Annotated in this window: 20 protein-coding genes and 1 pseudogene; 6 read left to right on the top strand and 15 right to left on the bottom strand. The window is 37.4% G+C overall.

All coding sequences use genetic code 11. From position 1 onward, the window contains the following. The first annotated feature begins 7 nt into the window (after positions 1-7). Both K6J66_RS09375 and K6J66_RS09370 read left to right on the top strand, forming a co-directional pair. Positions 8-769, top strand: a complete 762-nt coding sequence (locus K6J66_RS09375) for a nucleotide-binding domain-containing protein (protein WP_110442720.1) — start codon at positions 8-10, stop codon at positions 767-769. Positions 770-786: 17 nt separating this feature from the next. Further along, positions 787-1,845 (top strand): SAVED domain-containing protein, encoded by a 1,059-nt coding sequence (locus K6J66_RS09370; RefSeq protein WP_038440064.1) that lies wholly within the window; start codon positions 787-789, stop codon positions 1,843-1,845. 50 nt (positions 1,846-1,895) lie between these two features. Here the strand turns inward: K6J66_RS09370 and K6J66_RS09365 are convergent. From K6J66_RS09365 to K6J66_RS09335, 6 genes and pseudogenes are all read right to left on the bottom strand, one after another. Continuing rightward, positions 1,896-3,317 (bottom strand): annotated as a pseudogene (locus K6J66_RS09365) (vitamin B12 dependent-methionine synthase activation domain-containing protein); the annotation flags it as partial. Positions 3,318-3,531: 214 nt separating this feature from the next. Continuing rightward, the gene (napF, locus tag K6J66_RS09355; protein ID WP_005656004.1) at positions 3,532-4,032 is read right to left on the bottom strand and encodes a ferredoxin-type protein NapF; all 501 of its coding nucleotides are present in this window, start codon (positions 4,030-4,032) and stop codon (positions 3,532-3,534) included. After that, positions 4,032-4,643 (bottom strand): Tat proofreading chaperone DmsD, encoded by a 612-nt coding sequence (gene dmsD, locus K6J66_RS09350; RefSeq protein ID WP_005686307.1) that lies wholly within the window; start codon positions 4,641-4,643, stop codon positions 4,032-4,034. Before dmsD ends, napF begins: the two co-directional genes overlap by 1 nt. A gap of 111 nt (positions 4,644-4,754) precedes the next feature. Then, the gene (locus K6J66_RS09345) at positions 4,755-5,594 is read right to left on the bottom strand and encodes a dimethyl sulfoxide reductase anchor subunit family protein (RefSeq protein ID WP_005690803.1); all 840 of its coding nucleotides are present in this window, start codon (positions 5,592-5,594) and stop codon (positions 4,755-4,757) included. Between the two features lies 1 nt (position 5,595). After that, a complete protein-coding gene (locus K6J66_RS09340) occupies positions 5,596-6,213 on the bottom strand; it encodes a DMSO/selenate family reductase complex B subunit (RefSeq protein ID WP_038440063.1) in 618 nt (205 codons plus the stop codon). 10 nt (positions 6,214-6,223) lie between these two features. Beyond that, positions 6,224-8,644 carry a DMSO/selenate family reductase complex A subunit gene (locus tag K6J66_RS09335; protein WP_038440062.1) on the bottom strand — a complete coding sequence of 807 codons (2,421 nt, stop codon included), beginning with the start codon at positions 8,642-8,644 and terminating at the stop codon, positions 6,224-6,226. 253 nt (positions 8,645-8,897) lie between these two features. On the opposite strand from K6J66_RS09335, the gene K6J66_RS09330 reads away from it, so the two are divergent. The 3 genes from K6J66_RS09330 to K6J66_RS09320 are packed head-to-tail and all read left to right on the top strand — an operon-like array spanning position 8,898 to position 10,631. After that, on the top strand, positions 8,898-10,007 hold the full coding sequence (locus K6J66_RS09330) for a transglutaminase-like domain-containing protein (RefSeq protein WP_038440061.1): 1,110 nt from the start codon (positions 8,898-8,900) through the stop codon (positions 10,005-10,007). Then, the gene (locus K6J66_RS09325) at positions 9,982-10,344 is read left to right on the top strand and encodes a mercuric transporter MerT family protein (protein WP_038440060.1); all 363 of its coding nucleotides are present in this window, start codon (positions 9,982-9,984) and stop codon (positions 10,342-10,344) included. Before K6J66_RS09330 ends, K6J66_RS09325 begins: the two co-directional genes overlap by 26 nt. 8 nt (positions 10,345-10,352) lie before the next feature. Further along, positions 10,353-10,631 (top strand): heavy-metal-associated domain-containing protein, encoded by a 279-nt coding sequence (locus K6J66_RS09320; RefSeq protein WP_006996602.1) that lies wholly within the window; start codon positions 10,353-10,355, stop codon positions 10,629-10,631. A gap of 124 nt (positions 10,632-10,755) precedes the next feature. On the opposite strand, the gene K6J66_RS09315 is transcribed toward K6J66_RS09320, so the two are convergent. Then, entirely contained in the window at positions 10,756-12,600 is a 1,845-nt protein-coding gene (locus K6J66_RS09315) for an ABC transporter ATP-binding protein (protein WP_038440059.1), read from the bottom strand. A 78-nt stretch (positions 12,601-12,678) separates the two neighbouring features. After that, positions 12,679-13,575 (bottom strand): cupin domain-containing protein, encoded by an 897-nt coding sequence (locus K6J66_RS09310; RefSeq protein WP_005690793.1) that lies wholly within the window; start codon positions 13,573-13,575, stop codon positions 12,679-12,681. Between the two features lie 111 nt (positions 13,576-13,686). Between K6J66_RS09310 and K6J66_RS09305 the strand changes: the two genes are divergently transcribed. After that, positions 13,687-14,028 (top strand): carboxymuconolactone decarboxylase family protein, encoded by a 342-nt coding sequence (locus K6J66_RS09305; protein ID WP_005662881.1) that lies wholly within the window; start codon positions 13,687-13,689, stop codon positions 14,026-14,028. Positions 14,029-14,127: 99 nt separating this feature from the next. Here the strand turns inward: K6J66_RS09305 and K6J66_RS09300 are convergent, their stop codons facing one another. The 7 genes from K6J66_RS09300 to K6J66_RS09270 form a co-directional block, all read right to left on the bottom strand. Continuing rightward, positions 14,128-16,914: a DEAD/DEAH box helicase family protein gene (locus K6J66_RS09300; RefSeq protein ID WP_038440058.1), complete on the bottom strand. Its 2,787-nt coding sequence runs from the start codon at positions 16,912-16,914 to the stop codon at positions 14,128-14,130. Then, entirely contained in the window at positions 16,904-19,036 is a 2,133-nt protein-coding gene (locus K6J66_RS09295; protein WP_038440057.1) for a DNA methyltransferase, read from the bottom strand. Before K6J66_RS09295 ends, K6J66_RS09300 begins: the two co-directional genes overlap by 11 nt. A gap of 245 nt (positions 19,037-19,281) precedes the next feature. Then, positions 19,282-19,875, bottom strand: a complete 594-nt coding sequence (gene rnhB, locus K6J66_RS09290) for a ribonuclease HII (RefSeq protein ID WP_038440056.1) — start codon at positions 19,873-19,875, stop codon at positions 19,282-19,284. Then, positions 19,868-21,040, bottom strand: coding sequence for a lipid-A-disaccharide synthase (gene lpxB, locus K6J66_RS09285; protein ID WP_038440055.1), 1,173 nt, complete (start codon positions 21,038-21,040; stop codon positions 19,868-19,870). The genes rnhB and lpxB overlap by 8 nt, the downstream gene beginning before the upstream one ends. Positions 21,041-21,106: 66 nt before the next feature. Further along, entirely contained in the window at positions 21,107-21,895 is a 789-nt protein-coding gene (lpxA, locus tag K6J66_RS09280) for an acyl-ACP--UDP-N-acetylglucosamine O-acyltransferase (RefSeq protein ID WP_005656031.1), read from the bottom strand. A gap of 13 nt (positions 21,896-21,908) precedes the next feature. Next, on the bottom strand, positions 21,909-22,313 hold the full coding sequence (fabZ, locus tag K6J66_RS09275) for a 3-hydroxyacyl-ACP dehydratase FabZ (RefSeq protein ID WP_005685437.1): 405 nt from the start codon (positions 22,311-22,313) through the stop codon (positions 21,909-21,911). Between the two features lie 127 nt (positions 22,314-22,440). Continuing rightward, positions 22,441-24,000, bottom strand: a complete 1,560-nt coding sequence (locus K6J66_RS09270; RefSeq protein WP_038440053.1) for a phosphoethanolamine transferase — start codon at positions 23,998-24,000, stop codon at positions 22,441-22,443. Positions 24,001-24,044 lie beyond the last annotated feature (44 nt).

Below are 24,044 nucleotides of genomic sequence, written 5' to 3'. Positions count from 1 at the left end.
TCGAGCATTGAAACGGTGGCGGTCTAATCGATTAAATCATAAAAATCTACCAAGTATAGCTATTACTGTTGCGGCATATTATGATTTTGAGCCATCATTTTATAATAATGAGAAAGATAACCCAAATGATGTTGAAGCTTTGGTTAAGTTTTTAGGTAAACTAGATTATGCAATATTCCGTAAAAACATTTTATTGCCAACACCCCCATATAGTAATTTGCTTGGAAATCTGACTGATGCTCAAGCTAACGATTTAAGGGCTAAATTACGTAAGCTTAAGGATGATCTTGAGGAAACAAGAAATGAAAATAAAAGAGTTGAAGATGCTTGTAAAAAAATGAGAAAACATTTTGGACAAGATTTTCCTATTCCAGAGAATACTAATTTACCAACTGAAGAATTTATTGAAGATAAGTTTTCTTTATCAAAAGAGATGAAACCATTGAATCTCTCTCTAAAGGTATCTAATTATAGCCCTTTGATTTATTCTGTAATTTCGAGATTTGATCGTAGTTTAAAATTAATTCCAAAAGGGAGAGAATTAGTTTTTCGAGTAGAAAATGTTGAAGATTTTATTGGATGTGATTTTTATTGGAAAGTTCTTAATGTTGGAGAAGAAGCTGACAGAAGGGGGATAAGGGGACAAATTGAAAAAGGTTCTACTCTCAAGAAAGAACACTCAGACTTTAGCGGAGAGCATTATGTTGAATGCTACGTTATTAGAAATAGTGTTTGTATAGCTCGTGAAACTATTGATGTACCAATTTAAACAAGGAACATATTTTAATGAGAAAATTATTGTTTATATTTTTTGAGTACTTACTTAGAAAAAAAACTCCTGTTACCTTACTTTTACAAATAGGATCTGGACTTATTTTAGGCGCTGGATCATTAGTCATATTTATTATAAAAATATCATTAGGCGAGTATATTCCTTATTTATCTAGTGTAGAAATTGAATATTCTACGGCATATTATTATTCGGCTCCTTTAGGGATTGTAATGATATTATTTGCTATGTTTTTAATATATAAGAATGAGTCTAAAATTTCTAGCAGAATAAAATTAGCATTATATCAATCTGGTTTACTTAATGTTTTGGAGGAAAATATTACATCTTCATTAACTAGAAAAATAAAATCAAATATACCAATCATAAAAATAGATATACATCAATATATGGAGAATAATCAGGTAAAAGAAGTTGATAAAGCTTTAGAAGAAATAGATAAAGGAATTTGTAGATTTATTGATACTGTAAAAGACTCACATTATGATTCTGATTTATATTATGCTGGCTTAGTATCTGTTCCTTTTTCTTTTTACACAGGGATGGAGCTTGATGACAGATACGATATAACTGTTTTTGATTATGATAGAGAAAGTAAAGCATGGAAAGAAATTAATAATAAAATAGATTCTGATGAAAATGTTATGTTTTCTGAAAATAAAGGTAATAAAGATGGGGATAGTATAGTTGTTATAGCTTGTTCTTATCCTATAAACTATGATGAAATAAAAAATTCTTTTCCTGAATATCCAATATCAAGCATTAAAATTAAAAATATAAATATAAATAATCATTGGGATAAGCAGTTTCATATTAATTTACAGAGGAATTTCTTTGAATTGCTCCAAGCGCTATCAGCAAAGGGTGCTAAAAAAGTCCATCTTATTTTAGCTGCACAGAATAGCGTCTCTTTTAACCTAGGAAGAATATATGACAATAGAAATTTGCCTGAAATTATTGTTTATCAATATGAAAAAGGCTCTGAAAGAAAATATCCTTGGGGAATTAAAATGAAAACATCTGGTATATCTAAAGCAGAAATTATTAATAATTAAATGCGTAAAAGTTACTCGAAAACCTCGAGTAACTTTTAAATTTATTTGTTCTACTTCATCGCCACCCCCAACCACTTCATCATCTCTCTCTCATCCCAACCTTTACGTTTGGCATAATCTTGAGCTTGGTCTTCATCAATGCGACCTAAAGTGAAATAGTTACTTGCAGGGTGGGTGAAGTACCAACCGCAGACGGAGGCTGCAGGCCACATGGCGTAGCTTTCGGTGAGTTTCATGCCGATGCGTTGTTCCACTTCTAATAAATCCCAAATCAAGGCTTTTTCCGTGTGTTCTGGGCAGCTTGGGTAGCCCGGTGCTGGGCGGATGCCGACATAGTTTTCATTGATTAAACCTTGATTGTCGAATTCTTCTTGCGTGTAGCCCCAAATGCGGGTGCGTAGCTCAAAGTGTAGGTATTCCGCCATTGCTTCAGCTAAGCGGTCGCCCACAGCTTGTAGTAAGATAGCATTGTAGTCATCGCCTGCAGCTTTATAGCCTTCTACTAAATCCATTTCTTCAACACCCGCACAGACGGCGAACATGCCGAACCAGTCTTTTTTACCGCTTTCGCGATCGGCGATAAAGTCGCTTAAGCAGAAGTTAAATGGGCTCTTGCTGTTTTTACCACGTTCCGTTTGTTGGCGTAAGCCGTAAGCGGTGCCAATTGTTTTCGTGCGTTCTTCATCAGAGAATAGCACAACATCATCGTCCACACGTTCTGCAGGGAAAATGCCTAAAATACCGCTTGGGTTGAGTTTGTGGTTTTGCTCTAATTCATCTAAAACCACTTGCGCATCATTCCATACTTTACGTGCTTCTTTGCCACCTTCAGGATAATCAAAGGCATCCGGATAGCCGCCCATCAAGCCCCAAATACGGAAGAATGGCGACCAGTCGATAAATTTACGCAGCTCGGCAATCGGCACGTTTTTAAATTCCACAATGCCCGTTTATTTTGGCGTTGGTGGCACGTAATCTGCCCATTCACCACTAAAGCCACTTAATGCGATGATATCCGCTTTTTCATCAATAGCAGTTTTAATGATTTTATCTGCAGGCACCATCACGCCCAAGTCAATCACTTCAAAGTTATTACATTGCAACACCACGCTTACGATGTTTTTGCCGATGTCGTGTACGTCGCCTTTCACGGTGGCAATCACCATTTTACCGTTGCTTGAACCTTTTTATTTGGTGGCGTTGATAAACGGCTCTAAATAGGCCACGGATTGTTTCATCACGCGCGCCGATTTTACCACTTGCGGCAGGAACATTTTACCATCGCCGAATAAATCGCCGACTACGTCCATGCCAGCCATCAACGGGCCTTCAATCACATCTAGTGGGCTTGGTAATGTTTGGCAAGTGGTAATCCCTTTCACAAGGGCGTGTTTTAAAAGTTCTCCCACTGGCCAAGTGTACCATTCTGCGACAGAATCGACCGCACTTTTCTTAAACTTCTCGCCTCTAAAATCGGTTTAGGTCAGTTTATATTTTTGGATCATCGTCCCCATCGCACCGTCTAAAATGAGAATGCGATTTTCTAGAGCTTGTTTAAGTTGAGCGGTTTTATTCACTATAATTATTTTGTTCTGTAAATCTTAAATAAATAACTACGGAATAATAGGTGTAAGGGCTAGGGGGGTCAAATGTTAGAAGGAAAGTGCGGTGGAAAATTAAGGTTTTTTATTTAAGTGTAATGGCTGCGACAAAACAGGTAATTTTACATTCTCCGCACCCATTGCAACGTTCATTATCAATCTCTAAAGTGCTGGAGATTGCTTGTTGTGGGCAAGCGGTTTGGCAGTCTGGACAGGTTTGATTTTGTAGGATTAAACAGGCTGAGGAAAATTGTGGACGAAGTAATGTATCTGCTGGAAAATTAGGATGTAGTGCATTTGTCGGACAAACTTCTGCGCATTTACCACACAAATCACAAGGTGCGTAGTCAATTTCAAGGGTGGCTTGTTGCTGTTTTAGTTGAATTAAACCATTAGGGCAAGCTGAAGCGCATTCCCCACAACCATTGCAGACGGCGGAAAATAAATCTTCTCGTGCTGAAAAGGGAGGACGAGACTGCGTTTTTTCTATTGTTGATTTTGTAGCTGGAAATACATGACGCAATAGTCCTCTACGAGAAATGTGATGGTGGCTTAAATAAGCCTGATAATAGGCTTCGTTTTTCATTATCGATAAAATCTTACTGTTGGTACATTAATATGTAAATCTACTTGCCATTGTTGTAAAGTTTTTATGGTAAGTAATGCAAGAGCTTGATAAAAATCAGAATTTTCTATTTTGCTTAGTTGTTCAAGGAAATGATACGCCCAAGTTAAGAAGTGTTCACGTAAAAATTCGATTAATAAGTGCGGTCGATTTTCTGCTAAATATGCAGCAAGCATTAGCATTAAGCCAATATGATCTTCTGGTTCATCTTGTTGTGTTTGAAATGCGATTTGATGTTGTTGTAAGAAATCGCGTAATGCTAAGAGAGAATTACCAAAAATAACACATTCAGGATCAAGATATACAGATCCCCAAGGTGGCGTAGGTAATTCATTTGGACCAATAAATAAATACTGATATTGTTCAGTGATATTTTGTTGCAGCCCTTTTTCAATAAGTGCGGTAATTTTTTTATGTGTTTTTACATCAAATGAAATTTCCCATTCTTGCATCCAATTTGGTTGGCGAAAGAATGTCAAAATATCAGTAAGTCGTGCATCATTAGGCTCATAGTAAAATACTGCACCGAGTAAACGCCCATAAATAGAAATTTGTTGAAGAGTATTTTGCATAGTATCTCCGAAAACAATTTGTCATTAGTGAATGGGGATATGAGGGTTGGTTAAATATTACTAATTAACGTTTCTAAAAATTGAGGCGTATGCTATACGCCTCAACATAATTTAACCACCAATCGCCATGCCGTAAGTCATATGTAATCCATAAAATAATACGCGACCGATGCCTTCAGCTACTAACGTTAATAGAACGGAAATACCTAATAGTCCTATGTTTTTCACTCGGAATAAGAGGAAAGCTACAATGGAAAGTAAACATAAGCGAGTTACGGTCATTATGGCATAATTTGGTACGAGGTCAGCGGCATTTTGAATAGCACTGTGAATATTGTGTAAATTGAAGCCTTGATATATGGCTACTATTGCGACCAATGATACCCCAATGGCGAATAAACTTGGCAGATGCTGAAGCTGATATTCACGTTGTTTATTAGGGATTAATAACGCATAGCTCAATGTTAATCCACCTAATACAACGGTAAGGTAGAATGACCAGGAGGTTAATGCATTATTCCAAGTTGGTATGCTTGTAATATGGTAAACCTGATTCATTACATACATAAATAGTATGCCGATAAGGGCGGTCACAATTCGCCATACATTTCCAAGTGAAACTGGCATTTTACCTAAAATTGCAATCAGCCAGTAGAAACCTGCTAATGTGAAAAATATTGCACCAGCGGCAATTTCATTACTCATCATTGATGAGCCGACTCGATTAAGTGAATTAAATGCACGTATAGGTAAGCCAAGATGCATAATAGAAGCAATAAATCCAATACCTAGCAAAGCCAAAATCACAAACATTACTTTATGAATATAAGTGCGACTTTTTGTATTTTTCTCATTTAATAGTACAAATGTGAAAACAAGCCAAGCACCGACCGCACTTTGTGCCAAAACTGTAAAAAATACTAATGGCAGTTCATATAATCCTGTATTCATCTTACACCTCTCTTGGGTTTCCTAAGAACCCACTTGTATCGCCACTTAAACGAGCGTATTTATTGGGTTTTACCACTAAATTTGGTTGAGTGATATCAGCCGGTGGTAGTGGTGCGATGGAGGCTTGAGTGCCGTATTTTGCTCGAAGTTCATCAATAGGAGCGAAATCCAATGCGCGTAGTGGGCAGGCATCAACACAAATCGGTTTTTGACCTGATTTTATACGAGAATAACATCCATCACATTTTGTCATATGACCTTTTTGTGCATCATATTGCGGTGCATCATAAGGACATGCCATATGGCAATAACGACAACCGATACAGATTTCTTCATTGACGATCACGAAACCATCTGCATTTTTGTGCATTGCACCAGTTGGGCAAACTTTTGTACAAGCAGGATCTGCACAATGATTACAAGAAATAGACATATAATAAGCAAATATATTTTGATGCCAGCATCCATCTGCTTGTTGATTCCACTGACCACCTGTATATTCATAAATACGACGAAAATTGACTTCTGTGCCAAGATCTTTGTAATCCTTACAGGCTAATTCACAAGTTTTACAGCCTGTGCAGCGTTCAGAATCAAAATAAAAACCATATTGTTCCATAATTATCCCCCTACAAACGTTCCACTTGAACTAAATTAGAATGTTGCGGATTACCTTTCGCAAGCGGTGATGGGCGTTGTGTCGTAAGTACATTAATGCAACCTGAATGATCGATACGATCTTTATCTGGTGCATACCAAGCCCCCTCGCTTAATGCCACAACCCCTGGAATAATACGGGGGGTAATTTTTACATTAATACGTACTTCGCCTCGATCATTAAAGATACGAATCATATCGCCATTTTTAATATTACGAGGTTCTGCATCAATAGGATTCATCCAAACTTCTTGTGGATTAGCTGCTTTTAATACATCCACATTGCCATAAGTTGAATGGGTTCTTGCTTTGTAGTGAAAACCACTTAGTTGTAACGGATATTTTTCCATTAATGGATCACCGTAATGCTCAAAACTTTGGGCGTGAATTGGTAAAGGATGAATTACTTCATCTTCTGCTAATTTCCAAGTTTTTGCTATTTCAGCTAGACGAGAAGAATAAATTTCAATTTTGCCAGATGGCGTTTTAAGTGGATGGGCTTCTGGATTATCACGGAAATCTTTGTATGCAACTTTAAAGCCATTAGGATCAACCTTTTTAAAAATACCTTGTTGTCTAAATTCTTCAAAAGTAGGTAATTCAGGTAATTTTTCTCGAGATTGCTCATAAATATGGCGTAACCATTCCTCTTGTGTTCTTCCTTCAGTAAATTTTTCTTTTACGCCCATTTTCTCAGCTAAATCACTCAACATATCGTAAATAGGTCTGCATTCAAAAGATGGTTTGATCACTTGATCTGCAAAAATGACATAGGCCATATTGGATACAAAGGCATCTAAAGCGAAATCCATTTGTTCTGAAGTTGTACAATCTGGTAATAAAATATCACTGTATTTGGCAGTAGATGTCATATGATTATCAATAGTAATGATCATTTCACATTGGGTATCATCTTGTAAAATATCGTGGGTACGATTGATTTGTGCATGCTGATTAATCAAACAGTTACTTGCGTAATTCCAAATTACTTTAATGGGGGAAGATAATTTATCAACACCACGAATACCATCTGTAAGTGCGGTCATTTCTGTGCCGCGAATAATTGCATCTGTCCATAAAAACATTGGAATGCTTGCTTTCACGGGATTTTTCAGCGTTGGCATCCGCACAAATGGAATGCTGTACGCACTTTCACGAGCACCAGTGTTACCACCGTGAATTCCAACATTACCCGTTAAGATTGGTAACATTGCAATGGCACGAGAGATTAATTCTCCATTACTACGACGTTGAGGCCCCCAACCTTGGGAAATAAAGGCGGGTTTTGTACTGCCAATTTCACGTGCGAGTTTAATAATTCTCTCCGCTGGAATACCAGTGATTTTAGCCGCCCATTCAGGGGTTTTAGCGATACCATCATCACCATAACCTAAAATATAGGCTTTATAATGACCATTTTTAGGGGCATCCGCAGGTAATGTTTTTTCATCATAACCAACACAATATTTATCTAAGAAAGGTTGATCCACGAGATTTTCTTGAATCATTACATAAGCAAGGGCAGAAACGAGGGCTGCATCAGTGCCTGGACGAATTGGGATCCACTCATCTTCACGCCCTGCACCAGTATCATTATAACGAGGATCGATAATAATCATTTTGGCATTGGAACGAGCTTTGGCTTGTTCAATACAATAAGTTAAACCACCTCCACTCATACGAGTTTCTGCAGGATTATTACCGAATAACACTATTAATTTGGTGTTTTCAATGTCAGCCATTCCATTTCCCAATGCCCAACCACCACCATAGGTATAATCTAAACCGACAGCAATTTGTGCGGTGCTGTAATCACCATAATGGTTTAAATATCCACCAATACAATTCATAAAACGAGCGATCATAGTGGATGCAGGTGGCCAAGATTTAGCCATTGTGCCACCGAGTGTTCCCGTACCATAGTTTAAATAAATTGATTCATTGCCATATTTTTTGATATTGCGTTTCAATGCGTCTGCAATTTCAGTTAAAGCCTCATCCCAACTGATTCGTTTGAATTTGCCTTCTCCGCGTTTACCTATACGTTTCATTGGATATTTTAAACGGTCTGGGTTATATACTCGACGACGCATAGAACGTCCACGTAGACAAGCACGAACCTGATGATCAAGATTATATGTTTCTGTCCCCGTATTATCGGTTTCCACATAAGTGATTCGGTTATCTTTTACGTGCATTCGTAATGGACAACGGCTACCACAGTTTACTGTACAAGCACTCCAAACAATACGTTCTTGATTATTTTCATTGAGGCGTTGTGTCTCTTTAGCCATTACATTGAAAGGTAAAGTAAGATTTGAAACTGCCAGTGCAGCTCCCGCAGATGACGCCTTGACAAAATCTCGGCGACTTATTTGATTAAAGTTACTCATTATATCGTTCCCCCACAGTCAGATTGAAAAATAACTAAAACGAGTTAATTATAATCTTTGTATAGAAGTTTTACTTGAGCCAAATCAATTAATCATTAATAGGTATATTATTTATAGGGTATTTTAGTAGATTGATGTTTTAATAAATTTTGGAATAACAAATTGACTATGGATTTAAAAACCCGTTAGCATAGTGGCGTATTAGTTTATCTAATATGTTAAGTTTAACTATTATTAACTAGAGGATCTCTTCATGAAGAAACTTATCGCAGTTGCGGTGCTTTCTGCATGTGGCTCGTTAGCTCATGCAAACACTAATATTCCAAACTACAATACAGACGCCCATCTTTACGAATTCACGCAAACCTATGATTTAGTTGTGCCAAAAGGCTCGCAAGGACAAACCAATTTATGGGTTCCATTACCATTTAATGGGGAATACCAACAAGTGAAATCGATTCACTTTGAAGGTAATTACATGAATGCCTATGTAACAGAAAACAATAAATACGGAGCGAAAACCTTATTTGCCACTTGGGATAAAGATGCACAAAAACGTGATTTAAAAGTCACGATGGTCATTGAAACAAAAGACCGTGAACCGATGGTGAAAGGTGCTTTAGAGAATTATACTCCGCCAAAAGATATTCAGTATTCCGTGGATGTACAAGAATACTTAAAAGCTACTCCACATATTAAAACTGATGGCATTGTGAAAGAATTTGCTGACAAAATCGTAGGTAAAGAAACTAATCCATTGAAAAAAGCAGAACTTATTCACCGTTGGATCGTAAAAAATATGGAACGTGATAATTCTGTATTAGGTTGTGGCGACGGCGATGTAGAAAAAATTCTTACCACTGGCGTGTTAAAAGGTAAATGTACCGATATTAACTCTGTATTTGTGGCACTTGCTCGTGCTGCAGGCATCCCTGCTCGTGAAATTTTTGGTATTCGCTTAGGTGCGGCAGAGAAAATGGGCAAATATTCAAAAGGTGCCTTCGGTAGTGCAAATGAACAAGGCATCGCAAACGTAAGTGGCGGTCAGCACTGCCGCGCTGAATTCTACCTTGCAGGATTTGGATGGGTACCAGTTGATTCCGCAGACGTTGCCAAAATGCGTTTAGCAGAGAAAAAATCTGTTGAAGATAAAGATACACAAGCCGTAGCAAAATATTTGTTTGGTAACTGGGAAGCAAACTGGGTGGGATTTAATCATGCCCGTGACTTCGATTTATATCCACAACCAGAACTGGCTCCAATCAATAACTTCGGCTATCCATATGCAGAAGTAGGTGGAGATCCGTTAAATTCCTTTGACCCAAAAGAATTTAAATATGACTACGTCTCTAAAAAACTCTAATAAATCCTTTTGGGCTGCCATAGCCACCGCACTAAGTGCTGCGGTGGCATCAACCTTGTGCTGCATCGCACCATTAATTTATTTAGTATTTGGTGTGTCGTCCACTTGGTTGATTGGCTTAGGCGAATATGATTATTTGCGCATTCCTATGCTTATCATTTCATTATGTGCCTTTGCCTATGGATTTTGGCTGTTGATGTTTTCCAAAAAAATCATTTGTAGCAAATATATTTCCCGTAAAAAACTTATCGTTTTATATTGGATTGTATTTATCGTGATGATTTTTTTCTTAACCTATCCAACAATTTTACCTTGGATTTTAGAATTAGCTAATTAGGAATAAAAATGAAGAAATTATGTACCGCACTTTTGCTTTCGCTGTTTGCAATTTCTTTCGCTCATGCGAATGAAACCAAACAAATTGTGCTAAAAGTAAAGGAAATGAATTGCCAGCTTTGTGCTTACTTAGTCAATAAAGAACTGCGTAATATCAATGGCGTTATTTCAACAAAAGCATCTATTAAAGATGGTTTAGTGACGGTTGTGGAAGATCCAAAAGTCACAAACCAACAATTATTCGATGCAATTCACAAGCTGAAATATACTGCTGAAGTCGTGAATTAAACGCTAAATATCTAGCAAAAAAGTGCGGTAAAAATTCACCGCACTTTTCTTTAGCTATTAAATTAGACTAATTTTTTAATTAGTTTGATTACAGTACAATTAATTAAATATGATAAACGCAATATTATTCAGCACTTTCGCTTAAAAATCCGCCACTTTGATGATTCCAAAGTTTAGCGTACAGACCATTGAGCTCTAGTAATTCGGCGTGCGTACCTTGTTCGACAATTTGTCCTTTATCAAGCACAATCAGGCGATCCATCGCTGCGATGGTGGATAAACGATGGGCAATGGCAATCACAGTTTTATTTTCCATCATCTTATCGAGACTTTCTTGTATTGCCACTTCCACTTCTGAATCCAATGCACTTGTGGCTTCATCTAACAATAGAATTGGTGCGTCTTTTAACATTACACGAGCAATGGCAATTCTCTGACGCTGACCACCAGAAAGTTTTACCCCGCGTTCTCCCACATGGGCATCATAGCCTTTTCTACCTTGAGAATCACTGAGAAATGGGATGAAATCAGCGGCTTCCGCTCGTTCAGCAGCTAAAACCATTTCTTCATCAGTAGCATTTGGGCGACCATAAATAATATTGTCACGTACAGAACGATGTAGCAACGAAGTGTCTTGAGTGACTAAACCGATTTGGCGACGTAAGCTTTCTTGTTGCACATTGAGTACATTTTGTCCATCAATGGTAATTTCGCCTTGTTGTGCTTCATAAAAGCGAAGCAATAAGTTCACAATCGTAGATTTTCCTGCACCAGAACGACCGATTAACCCAACCTTTTCCCCTGGTTTGATAGTGAGATTGAAATGATTGAGTAATGGTTTTGTCGGATCGTAAGCAAAGGTAATATCGTTAAACTTAATTTCCCCTTGTTTCACTTGTAACGGTGACGCTTGTGGTTTATCCACAATGGTGTGAGGTTTGGTTAAAGTATTCATTCCGTCGTTTACGGTTCCGATATTCTCAAACAAACGGGCAGATTCCCACATAATCCAGCGAGAAAGCCCATTTGCGCGTAATGCCATTGCCGTTGCCGTTGCTATTGCACCCACGCCAACTTGACCATTTTTCCATAAAATAATACCAAGTATTGCAGTACTTAACGTAAGTAGAATATTTGTAGCGTAAGTGAGTGTATCTAGTGATGTTGCTAAGCGCATTTGGGCGTGTACTGTTACCATAAAATCTTGCATAGAACGCTTGGCATAAGTAGCTTCGCGTGAGCCGTGAGAAAATAATTTTACTGTAGCAATATTAGAATAAGCATCTGTAATGCGTCCTGTCATTAAAGAACGAGCATCAGCTTGTCGTTGTGCGGTTTTTGATAGTTTAGGAATTAGGGTTCGTAGGATCAAACCGAAGAGTATAATCCAAGTAATAAATGGTAATAAGAACCAAGAATCTAATGCCACTAGCACTACGCCAGAGGTAATAAAATATACCAATACATAAACGAACATATCTGCAAGTGTAAGTACTGTGTCACGTACTGCAAGGGCGGTTTGCATTACTTTTGCGGATACTCTACCTGCAAATTCGTCTTGATAAAAACTTAAACTTTGTCCAAGCATTAAACGATGGAAATTCCAACGTAATCGCATTGGAAATACGCCTTGTAAGGTTTGTAAATGCACGGCCGAAGCTAAAAATCCCCACACAATACTAATAAGTAATAGAGCAGCCATTCCAATTAATAAATGACTTTTTTCTTGCCATAATCTTTCAGGTGTAAATGTGCCTAACCAATCTACAAGCGTTCCCATAAATTGGAATAATACAGCTTCCATTACACCTGTACCTACGGTTAAAATTGCGAGCAAAAAAATCCAGCCTTTCATTCCTGTAATACTAGACCAAATAAAACGGAACAAACCTTTTTTAGGTGTTGTTGGATTGCTTTCTGGATAGGGATTTAAACGATTTTCAAACCACGAAAAAATTTTGTTAAACATATCTTTTCCTTAAAAAGAAAAGGCAACGCAGGTTGCCTTTTAGAAGTGCATATTATTATAGCACAAAAACAAATCAATTTATAGGCTGACAGATTTTCTGTATTGGCTTGGAGAAAGTTGGTAGTAATTTTTAAAAACTTTACAAAAATGCGCTTCTGATTGATACCCCACTTCTAAAGCAATGGCAAGCACAGATTGTTGTGATTGTTTTAATAAAAACGCCGCAGATTGTAACCGCACTTTCGTGAGAAAACGTCCTGGCGACATACCAATATGTTGTTGAAAGATACGAATAAAGTTTGCACGAGACATTGTTGCAAGTTCAGCTAATTGTTCAATATGCCAATTATTTTGAGGTTGTTGTAATATTGCGATCAGTGCAGTATTTAATCGCTTATCTTGCAAGGCAAATAAGATGCCTTGTTCAATTAAATTTTGTTGAATAGCGTGGCGTAAAATATAAATTAAAAGTACATTTGAAAGTGCATCAACGACGGATTTCGTACCCGCATCATTTTTTTGCGCTTCTTGTAAAAAAAGCTGTACTAAAGGATGAATTGGCGTGTCGCATAAATTTATATGTAAATATTCAGGCATTGATGCTGTAAGAAGCGCATCTTGTTGATAATAAAAATTACCGCAGAACATTTTTAAATCTGGTGTACCTCGTCCAATCTGATGTAACTCAAATAATCCTTGATGACTTTTTTTTGTAGGAATATCCGCTCTTTTATTTGCTGAATAATGCATAGAGTGCGGTTGATTTTGAGGAAGAAAAAAAACATCCCCCTCTTTTAAATGAAATTGTTTTTCATTTAGTGTAAGCCAGCACTCGCCTTGTTCAATAAGATGGAATATGCCTTTTCCTGCATCCTTTTCTTGATGAGATATTTGCCATTCGCCTTGAAATTCACAGCGAATATTAATTTCTCCACGCACTTGTGCTAAATGGGTAAGTTTATCTAAATAGTCCATAATGAGATGTTAGCGATAAAAATTGAGATAAATAAGCAAGTATCATAATCTAATCCGCCTATAATTTGCCACACCAGTTGGTTATTAATTCAATATATTTAGGAGAACATTATGTTTACAGATTGGAAAGAACACACATCTCACGTTAAAAAATCATTTGGTGAATTGGGTAAACAACACCCTAAAATGTTACAAGCTTACCAAGCATTAGGCGCGGCAGCAGCAGAGGGCAATGTGCTTGACGCTAAAACTCGTGAACTTATCGCATTAGCCGTTGCTGTAACAACGCGTTGTGAAAGCTGTATTAGCGTACACGCAGAAGAAGCGGTAAAAGCTGGTGCAAGCGAAGCTGAAGTTGCTGCTGCATTAGCAACAGCTATCGCATTAAATGCAGGTGCAGCTTATACTTATTCTTTACGTGCATTAGAAGCATATAGCGTACAGAAAGCTTAATTACTCATCATTCCATAAAGTTAAGTTGATTAAGAGAAAGGGAGCATTTTTTTAATGCTCCCTTATTTTGTTAAGGCAGTGTTTTAATAATACACCACTCTATTTTTCAAGCGATGCTGGACCTAAAGGGAATGACTTCGTAAATTGTTCATATTCTTTTGGATTTTTCTCATTGTCAGTAAAAAACGGCAAACCAATCAAACGATAATGCGGTGTATCTTTTTGCAGAATCTTATTCTTCCCATATTCCACTGTGATTGCCTCTAAAAAAGCGTTTTTCCACTCATCATTTTCCACTAAATGCCCGCCTTTCGGTTCAATGAAAATTTGGTAATGCAAAAAGTCATCCACACCATTGGAAGAAGATTTTTGTTTATTTTTCAGCAATAAAATAAAGTCCGGCATAAATCCTTCACCATCGGAAAAGTTATTCAATTTAAACACTTCTTCATTGCGGATTAAATGAACGTCATATTGAGATTTCAAATTGCCCAAACGCTCTGAAATAAATTGAATTAACGCTTCTTCCAAACTCGTTCCAGCAAAATTATCCATCACATACCAATCATTTTGCGTGGCAATAGCAGTTTTTACATCATCTTTTTTGACCCATTTTTGTTTTGGTGTGCCAAAAATTTCCCACAATTTTTTAGGTGTAAATTCTTTTGTACCGATAAATGGCATATCACTTTCATTGAGATGTTTTTCAACCTTTTCCAAGATTTTCAGGCAGCCTGCAAGTTTGTCATCTGGGCTAATCTGTTTATCTTGCCCTAATCCCAAAAATTCAATTTGCCAATCTTTTAACAAGTTATTTTGCAATTCATTGCGATTTTGAATGTCGAGTTTGCTTTGCAAGCGATCGAAATGAAATAAAGATTGACTATTTTTTCCTTTGATATGCAAGGCTTTATTAAAAATGTGTCGCTCTATTTCACTCATTTTTATGGTTCGAGGAAAATTATTTTGTGTGCCGATTTGTCGGGCTATTTCATCATTTTCATCGGCTGTAAATTGCGTTTCCTGCAACAATTGATTGCCGTGAACTTGGAACGAAAGCGTTTGCGGTTTGGCTTTTAGGCTGTCTGCATTATTGGTTTTGGCATTGGGATTGGGGATTTTTTTATTCGCCCAAATTAACAACTCTCTAAAATCCTTATTATCAGCAAATTCAGATTTGAGTTTAAATGTTGCCAATACCTTATCATCGTCTTTTTCAGGCAAATAACCGTCTTTTCGCAACTCGTTTTTTAGTTCTGTAATATATCGGGATTGCTCATCGTGCGTGTAATAAAACAATTCTTCCAAAATACGCAATTCGTGTTGCATATCGTTGTCAAATTTGCGTTTATTCGGCTGTTTATCTTCAAACGCAAATGGAAAATAACGCACGCCACGACCAATTAACTGCTTTTCTGATACGGTGGCGGCAGCCGTTTTGCCCGATTTTTTATTTGAACCGCCGCCGTTTTGCCCTTCATATAAACGCACAATATCAAACAAATTCAGAACGTCCCAACCTTCGGTTAATCTGTCCACCGTAAAAATAGCGCGGATCGGATTATCAGCCGCTTCCAAATTGTTTAGCAATTTTTCCGTTTCGCTGTCGGTTTTTTCTTTTTTGGTTTTGTTGGTCTCGGAGTTGGTAATAATCACATTGTGTTTTTGATAATTTTGTTTTACCCAATTTGCCAAATGCACAAACTCAAAGCCATTTTCCTGCATAAATTTTAGGGCTTGTTCGGTGCGGGTTTTGCCTTGTTCGTTGGCGTTATCGCTATCGTTCAGGCTTGTTGAAAATGTCGTTAAAAACGAAAAATCATCCGCTTGCACATTTTCTACCCAATTTAAAAATGCCAAATAATCCGCTTTTGATTCATCAATCGTCTTACTTCTAAATAACATCACAGGCTTGAAATTGGCAATGCCATATTTCAACGCAATTTGATGGCGATACCAAGCAAACAATAAAGCGTGCAATACTCGTTCTTTCTTACCCAGCGTACTGGATACCAAATTGATTTCTTTGGTATAACCTTTTTGCAAAAATTCTTTTAAGCCAAATTTTGTGATGATTTTATCAGCGTATTTTTGTTGCACGTCAGCATTTTCAGGCAGCGTGGCAGTAAATTCCAACAGCACATTTTGGCTAGGATTACCCTTTTTATTGAGTAATAATTCCAAAACCATATGCTCCCAGCCTTTTCGTTCAATTTCGGCATGGCTGGTACGGTCGTTCATTTCCTTTTCTAACTCTAATTCGCCTTGTTTTTTGCCTTTGGTTTGCGCGTTTAAATGATGTGCTTCATCGCCCAGCATCACAAGATTCAATTTGTGCAAATCCGCCCATGTGGTTTGGTTTTCTCGTTGGATGTGAATATCGTTATACAGTTTTTGAATGCTGGTAAATTTAATTTCAATGCCGTCTGAATATTGGCTAAACGTTTCCACTTTGCGAATAGGAATTACCGTATCGCCCTGCAAAATCTTCTCGGTAAATAAAAATTTTGCGTGCGTTGGGTCAATAAAATTATTTTCCGTTTTATCCACGATATTGTTTTGATTCACAAAAAACAGAAAATGCCGATACCCCTTTTCAAAATAGTACAAAATCAACGCCGCCATCATCATCGTTTTGCCTGCACCTGTTGCCATATTAAATAGCAAATGGGTAGGGCGGTTTTTGATATCGGGAAAATCCTTTAATTTTGAAGTGCGGTCAAAAATCACAAAGTTTTCTAAAGCCGATTTTTGCCATTCAAAAAACGGATATTTTAAATTGCGTTCTACAAATTCAGGCAGCCTGTATTTTTCATCATCTCCGTCTTCCAAATACACAGCTTTGCGGTTTTCAATTACTTCAAACAACGTTTTATCATTCGCCATCTTTTTTCTCCGCTTGATTTTTTACTGATTGACAGAACGCACGGCTTAACGCTTTATCGTCATCGTTCAGGCAGCCTGCAAATTGTTCATCGTCCATTTCGGATAATGAAACATACATTTGATTTAAATCTAACATTTCAAGCATCATTTGTTTTTGTTCGTCTAATGGCAAAGATTGAAATTCAGGTTCTTCAATAATTTGACTAAATTCATCCACGCTGACGTTGTATTTTAGGAAATAGCGTTCGCATAATTCATTAAACAGCGTTTTGATGTCGTCTGAATTTTCACAAGCCAAAATTTGTTGTTTTGCAGTTTCGTTAAATGGAGCAAGCTCGGCATAGACAAACTCACCACCGCCTTGCCAACCCAAAGCCCTGCTTACGCCGCCTTGTTCGCCCTCAATCACCTTTTTAAGCCTCTCTTTTGTTATCGTTTCAATATAATCCATCTGTTCGATAGTAATAAATTGTCTATTCATTTTCATCGCAACCGCCGCAGTTGTTCCGCTTCCAGCAAAGAAGTCAAGGACTATGTCGTTTTCGTTGGTTGAAATTTCTATTATTCGTTGAAGTAGAGTTTCTGGTTTTTTGGCGTTTTTAAATTGTATCTGCCCTTCTTTTGAAATACCTTGCCACAAATCATCCGATATTATGTTGCTTATAGGCTCTAATTTTATAATTCTTTGCTTATTAAAATCCACATCTACTAATTTGTTTAGCATAGTAACCGTCTGGCTTTTAAATAAAAAATACTGAGACATTTTTCCTTTATCTTTTCCTTTGCTAGGAATATATTCAAACATAAACAAATCATCATTATTAGTAAAATCCTCAATGTGCGCCTTTATTTTTTTGCCAATTCCTCCGCTTAATGCAGTTAATCTAAAAATTTCATCTCTTTTCTCGAAAAAATCTTTCTCAGTCATTTGCTTAATAGGCAAAGTTTCGATATTGAAACTGCCTTTTGGAATTTTGTAGTACTTAATTTCATCTTTTTGTGCAATAAACTCTTTTTTACTAAAGTCAATATTATTAATGATATTTTTATATTGTTTTACCGTCTTGGAGCTTGCGTTTATAACTTCTGTTTGAATTTTAATTGAATTATATTGCAAACTATCTATACTCTTAGAATAAACAATTAAATACTCGGCACAATCAAAAAACATTTCCGTATCGGTTGTAAGTCCGCCGGCGCTTTTTACTTTGCAAGTAATGCAACAAATAAAATTTTCTCTACCAAAAATCTCATCCATAAGCACTTTAAGATATGCTTGTTCGTTGTCGTCGCATTGCACGAATATAACGCCATCATCACTCAAAAGCTCACGCGCTACTTCGAGGCGATTTTTCATAAAAGTCAGCCAAGTGGAATGATTAAATTTATCGCTGTATTTGAAACCGTCATTGCCCGTGTTATATGGCGGATCAATATAAATCAGCTTGATTTTGCCTTTAAACTGCTTGGCAAGCGAATGCAGGGCAATCAGATTATTGCCTTTGATAATGAGATTTTCAGCTGGCGTGCCGTCAAAATGGCGTTTGATTTCGCCAACGGGTTGTTTGCCATCTGCGGTGTGGCGAGAGAATTTTGAGAATGCTTTTGCGTCAAAAAGTCGGTCAATTTCATCAAAAGCAAGGGTTTGATTAAAAAAGATTTCTTGTCTTTTTCGGGTTAATTTAGTGTATAACTGACTATCTGACTGGTCATTATTACGTTTAAAATAAATCTCTTCGCCTTCTTCGGTGCTTTGTCCGCCATTTAATACACAATCTTTAAACGGAAAATCCAACACAATATCCGAACTGTCTTTCAAAAAGCGGTTGCCGTCCGTCAAGCCAATGCGATTGGCGTATTTTGTGTAGGAATTATTGATGCGGTGTTTGTCCAAGAAAAAACGAAAATCCTGCAATTTAAACACCAAAACACCATTCACTTCCACAAAGAAATGGCGTTTTAAATTATCATTACTCAATAACAAACCGATAATGGTCGGGTCGGTTTTTTCCACCAAATCCAATAGAATGTTTTTGGCTAAAATGGTTTTTTCTTCGTTTGCCCATACTTTTTCGTGTGATCGCAGGGCTTGGGTTAATTCGGTTTGAATGTCTGTCTTCATCGTTATCAATCCTCATAAGTTATTTTAATGTGCTATTACAAAGGAATAGCAGAGTGTTTAGGTATATTTATCGACCGTACAGGTTTAATTACTCTCTTAACCTGTTTTCTTTAACGCACAGAAGTCAAAAAATTTTGTTTATGTGCATCAAATTTTAGTGAAAGCATTAAAACAGTATTAAAACAGTATTAAAACAGTATTAAAACAGTATTAAAACACTGCCTTTGTTAAACCAAATTAGCATTTTAAAACTGTTCTAGTGCTTTTTTCACTGGGGCAAAGCTACGACGATGTTGTGGTAACGCGCCAAGTTCAGCTAATTTTTCCAAATGTAATTTGGTCGGATAGCCTTTATGCTGGGCAAAAGCGTATTCTGGATATTGCTTGTCTAATTCTTCCATTTCTTGGTCTCGTGCTACTTTCGCCAAAATAGAAGCTGCACTGATTTCTGCCACAAGGCTATCGCCTTTTACGACGGCTTGCGCTGGAATATCTAAATCTTTTGGGATCTTATTGCCATCAACCAACACAAAGTGCGGTTGAATTTTTAAAGATTTTACCGCTCGAGTCATTGCCAGCAAGGAGGCTTGCAGGATATTGATTTCGTCAATTTCGTTAGCTTCAGCTCGACCTAATGCCCAAGCAAGGGCTTTTTTTTTGATTTCTTCAGCAAGGGCTAAACGTTTTTTCTCAGAAAGTTTTTTAGAATCAGCGAGGCCTTCAATTGGGTTATTCGGATCTAAAATGACAGCTGCTGTTACAACAGCCCCAACGAGAGGGCCTCGCCCAACTTCATCAACGCCAGCGATCAATTCATAGCCTTGTGGATATTCAAACATTTTCTGTTCCTTCTAATAAATCAATGACTGCTTGAGCCGCTTGCTTATCGGCATTGCATTGAATTTTTTGGTGTAAATCCGTGAAGTGCTGAATTAAAACATGGCGATTTTTTACCGCACTTTCATCATCTGAAAGATAAGCAGATAGTTTTTCAGCAAGCAATTCTGGCGTGCATTCTTCTTGAATCATTTCAGGAACAAGCATTTCATTCGCAAGCAAGTTTGGTAAAGAAATATAATCGGTTTTCACTAAACGTTTTGCTAAGAAATAGGTCAGTGGTTTCATTCGATAGCCAACCACCATGGGTGATTTACAAAGCATGGCTTCAAGTGCTGCTGTTCCTGAAGCAAGCAATGTTGCATCAGCGGCGATCATTGCTTGTCGTGCATTGCCATCAATTAAATGCAGGTCTAGATTTGGCGCAATTTTAGCTTTAATGGCTTCAAATTGAATTCGTCGTTTTTCGTTCACTAAAGGCACGAGGAATTGTAAATCTGGGAATTGTTCTTTTAATAATAAAGCGGTTTTTAAGAAAGGCTCAGCTAGAAATTCCACTTCTGAACCACGGCTTCCAACTAAGATTGCTAAATAGCGTTGTGCGGGATCAATCTGTAACGTTTGGCAGGCTTCGGCACGGTTTGGTTTGAGCGGAATAGCATCTGCCATTGTGTGCCCAATAAAACGGCAAGGCACATTAAATTTATCGTAAAAGGCTTTCTCAAAAGGCAAAAAGGCTAGAACTTGATGGGTCGCTTTGGCAATTTTATGGATGCGATTTTGACGCCAAGCCCATACAGAGGGGCTCACGTAATGAATAGTTTTAATTCCGTTCGCTTTTAGTTTAAGTTCTACATCCAAATTAAAATCAGGTGCATCAATGCCGATGTAAACATCAGGTTTTTCTTGCAACATAGTTTGAATGACATTTTTACGAATTTTCAACAGACGAGGAAGATGTTTTAATATTTCAGCCAAGCCCATGACTGAAAGCTCTTCCATATCAACAAGCGTTTCACAGCCTTCAGCCAACATTCTTGGGCCTGCAATGCCAATAAAGCGCGCATTAGGATAATGTGCTTTGAGCTGGCGTATTAATCCCGCCCCGAGAATATCGCCAGACACTTCTCCTGCAACAAGAGCAATGGTTGGATTTGTTTTGTTCATCAAATTTATCCTAAAAAATAACCGCACTTTGGTGTGTAAAGTGCGGTTGAAAATGGAGAAGTTTTATTAACGAATAATCCCGCGAGTTGAACGTTTGAAAAATTCAACAAAAAAACTGATCGCTGAATCGGTTTCCGCAATTTGCTCAATTTCTGGTAACACTTCTTCAAGTGTTTTACCGCTACGATAGATCATTTTATAAATGTTACGGATTGCGTGCATAGTTGGTTTATCAAAACCACGACGTTTCAAACCCTCTAAGTTTACGCCAAATGGGCGGGCGTGGTTGCCTTGCGCCATAACATAAGGTGGTACATCTTGGCTTACCATAGAACCACCGCCTAACATAACGTGTGCGCCAACAATCACAAATTGATGAATTGCTGACATACCGCCAACAATCACGAAATCATCTAATTCTACGTGACCTGCAAGCGTTGCATTGTTTGCCAGAATACAGTTATTTTTAATTTGGCAATCGTGTGCAACGTGAACATTAATCATTAATAAATTGTTATTGCCAATAGCGGTTACGCCACAGCCTTGAATCGTGCCACGATGGATTGTCACGTGTTCACGAATTTTATTGCTATTACCAATAATGGTTTTTGTAGCTTCGCCTTTGTATTTCAAATCTTGGTTTACTTCGCCAATACTAGTGAATTGATAGATTTCATTATCTTCGCCAATCACGGTATCGCCACGTACCACAACGTGAGATTTCAATACAGTGCGAGCTTTGATTTCAACACTGCCTTCAATAATACAGAAAGGCCCAATAAAAACATCTTCGCCAATTACCGCACCTTCTTCAACGAGGGCAGTTGGATGAATTTTTGCACTTGGGTGGATCATATTTACCCCTTAATTAACGACGAGCACACATTAGTTTTGCTTCACAAGCGATTTCGCCGTTTACGGTGGCAACGCCAGTAAATGCAGTAATACCACGGCGTTCTTTAATCACTTGAACGTTTAATTCCATTTGATCTCCCGGTAATACTGGGCGTTTAAAGCGCGCTTCATCAATACCTGCAAAGTAGAATAGTTCGCCGCCTTTTAATTCGAGAGTTTTAAAGGCTAAAATGCCCATTGCTTGTGCCAAAGCTTCTAAAATTAAAACGCCCGGTAAAATGGGTTCGCCCGGGAAGTGACCTGTGAAACAAGGCTCATTCACGCTGATATTTTTAATCGCTTTTAACCATTCGCCTTCTTTAAAATCCAATACGCGATCCACTAACAAAAATGGGTAGCGATGTGGCAATAAAGTCATAATTTCTTTTGATTCGATCACTCTTGGTTGTTGTTCTGACACGTTGATACCTTACAAAAAATAAACAAATAAAATCTGTCGGATTATACGATATTTATAGCTAAAAATAAAACGTACTCAATATAGTCTAGTGTTTAGGACGAATATCAATGGCAGGATCGTCATCTTTACGATATTTTTCATCAATTCGTTTTTGCAATCCAAAGTCATTTTTATCCGATTCGTTAGAAAATAAATCTTCTGTTTGCGTTAATTGAGGATTTTTAATTCCTATCCAATTTGCGATTCCTTCTAAGAAGTTTAAACCTGATTTAAACACCTTATATTCTTTGCGTTCCATATCATCTGATGAAATTTTGAATAGCGGAATATTATGATGTTCTCGGCTGAAACAGTTTTGATTGAACAAAAGTATATTGTTTTTTTCATCTTGTTGGTGGCACAAACCGTGATCTGAGAAATAAATCATTGAAAAAGTGCGGTGATTTTTCTTCACGTTTTCTTCAAGCTGATCATATACACGTTTTAAAAATTCGTCAGTTTTCTTAATAGATGAAACATAGCAATTTAAATAACCATATTTCGGATTAAGATCTTTATCATCAAAGATTTTTGGATAATCTTCGATACGATCGCAAGCCATTGGGTGTGAACCATAAATATGCAACACAATAAAACGTTTTCCTTGAACAGAATTTTCTAATACTTGGGCGAATTTGGGTAATAAATCAAAGTCACTAAAGTTAGTCGAATTAAAGCTTCCGCTTTTTTTCAAGAAAAAGGTTTCATCAGATTTTGATGCAAGGGATGAAACGGGCGTATCGAATTCGCCGAGCATCCCTTGATTAGAAAGCCAATAAGTTTTTACGCCTGCAGATTTGATGAGATCCACTAAACTCAAACTGTAATTGGGTTCCCATTTTTCTTTGTTAGGAAAGGTTAGCATTAAACGAAGTGAGGCGACGGTATTTGTTCCTGCTGAACGAAAACCATCAATCAACGTGCCTTTAGCGTTAGACATAAAGGGTGTGTTTTCTATTGGATAGCCGTAGGCATGGTGGTAATCTTTCCGCGCACTTTCTCCGAGTACAATTACATAATCATCATAGCGTGAATTTTCTAATGTTGATTTTCCCCAGTTATCAGATTGAGAAATTTGTTTTAGTTTTTGTACTTCATCTACAATTTTTAATGTGGAACTTACCGTTTCTTTAATCGGTTCAGCAAGCGGCATGTTGTAAGCAAAAAGCAATGTCGCCAAGGCAATAAATGTTTTATTACGATAAAATTTTATGCCAAATTTCACCGCACTTTTGTACTGAAGAAAAATCAAAATAGGAATGGCGAAAGCAATTAAGTAACTACTCACTGGAATTTGCAATAGAAATTCCTTCGTTTCCAATATATCTGTCGCGAAAAGCGAGGCGATATATTGATAGCTTGGAGGGCCAAAATTTAGCCCCGTAGGCGTATAAAAAGCATGTAGTAATGCAAGCGGTAGCAAAATAAAATAGAAGGATTTTTTACTGCTGCTTAATAAGAGAATAGTTATTGTCGCAAGCAGAATAAGATCTACAGTTGGTTCTGTAAACACCCCAGAACCGATTAAAATAAAATAACCCGCGAATGCGGCACAAATCACCGCAAAAAGTGCGGGCAAAATTTGGCTTGTTTTTTTCGTGTTCATCATTGTCTTCCCTGAAAAGAAAATATCGCTATTATCCACCTTTC

Source organism: Haemophilus influenzae (assembly GCF_019703545.1).
In the GTDB taxonomy this organism is placed as follows: Bacteria; Pseudomonadota; Gammaproteobacteria; order Enterobacterales; family Pasteurellaceae; genus Haemophilus; species Haemophilus influenzae_E.
The sequence above is the reverse complement of the archived record's forward strand: the minus strand, read 5'-3'. Positions and strand labels throughout refer to the sequence as shown.

Coding starts and splice junctions, on each gene's coding strand:
- K6J66_RS09315 (WP_038440059.1), bottom strand. CDS start 12,600: ATGTTTAACAAAATTTTTTCGTGGTTTGAAAATCGTTTAAATCCCTAT.
- K6J66_RS09295 (WP_038440057.1), bottom strand. CDS start 19,036: ATGAAGACAGACATTCAAACCGAATTAACCCAAGCCCTGCGATCACAC.
- K6J66_RS09305 (WP_005662881.1), top strand. CDS start 13,687: ATGTTTACAGATTGGAAAGAACACACATCTCACGTTAAAAAATCATTT.
- K6J66_RS09325 (WP_038440060.1), top strand. CDS start 9,982: ATGACTACGTCTCTAAAAAACTCTAATAAATCCTTTTGGGCTGCCATA.
- K6J66_RS09310 (WP_005690793.1), bottom strand. CDS start 13,575: ATGGACTATTTAGATAAACTTACCCATTTAGCACAAGTGCGTGGAGAA.
- K6J66_RS09335 (WP_038440062.1), bottom strand. CDS start 8,644: ATGAGTAACTTTAATCAAATAAGTCGCCGAGATTTTGTCAAGGCGTCA.
- lpxA (WP_005656031.1), bottom strand. CDS start 21,895: ATGATCCACCCAAGTGCAAAAATTCATCCAACTGCCCTCGTTGAAGAA.
- dmsD (WP_005686307.1), bottom strand. CDS start 4,643: ATGCAAAATACTCTTCAACAAATTTCTATTTATGGGCGTTTACTCGGT.
- K6J66_RS09370 (WP_038440064.1), top strand. CDS start 787: ATGAGAAAATTATTGTTTATATTTTTTGAGTACTTACTTAGAAAAAAA.
- K6J66_RS09320 (WP_006996602.1), top strand. CDS start 10,353: ATGAAGAAATTATGTACCGCACTTTTGCTTTCGCTGTTTGCAATTTCT.
- lpxB (WP_038440055.1), bottom strand. CDS start 21,040: ATGAACAAAACAAATCCAACCATTGCTCTTGTTGCAGGAGAAGTGTCT.
- napF (WP_005656004.1), bottom strand. CDS start 4,032: ATGAAAAACGAAGCCTATTATCAGGCTTATTTAAGCCACCATCACATT.
- K6J66_RS09330 (WP_038440061.1), top strand. CDS start 8,898: ATGAAGAAACTTATCGCAGTTGCGGTGCTTTCTGCATGTGGCTCGTTA.
- rnhB (WP_038440056.1), bottom strand. CDS start 19,875: ATGTTTGAATATCCACAAGGCTATGAATTGATCGCTGGCGTTGATGAA.
- K6J66_RS09340 (WP_038440063.1), bottom strand. CDS start 6,213: ATGGAACAATATGGTTTTTATTTTGATTCTGAACGCTGCACAGGCTGT.
- K6J66_RS09270 (WP_038440053.1), bottom strand. CDS start 24,000: ATGAACACGAAAAAAACAAGCCAAATTTTGCCCGCACTTTTTGCGGTG.
- fabZ (WP_005685437.1), bottom strand. CDS start 22,313: ATGACTTTATTGCCACATCGCTACCCATTTTTGTTAGTGGATCGCGTA.
- K6J66_RS09345 (WP_005690803.1), bottom strand. CDS start 5,594: ATGAATACAGGATTATATGAACTGCCATTAGTATTTTTTACAGTTTTG.
- K6J66_RS09300 (WP_038440058.1), bottom strand. CDS start 16,914: ATGGCGAATGATAAAACGTTGTTTGAAGTAATTGAAAACCGCAAAGCT.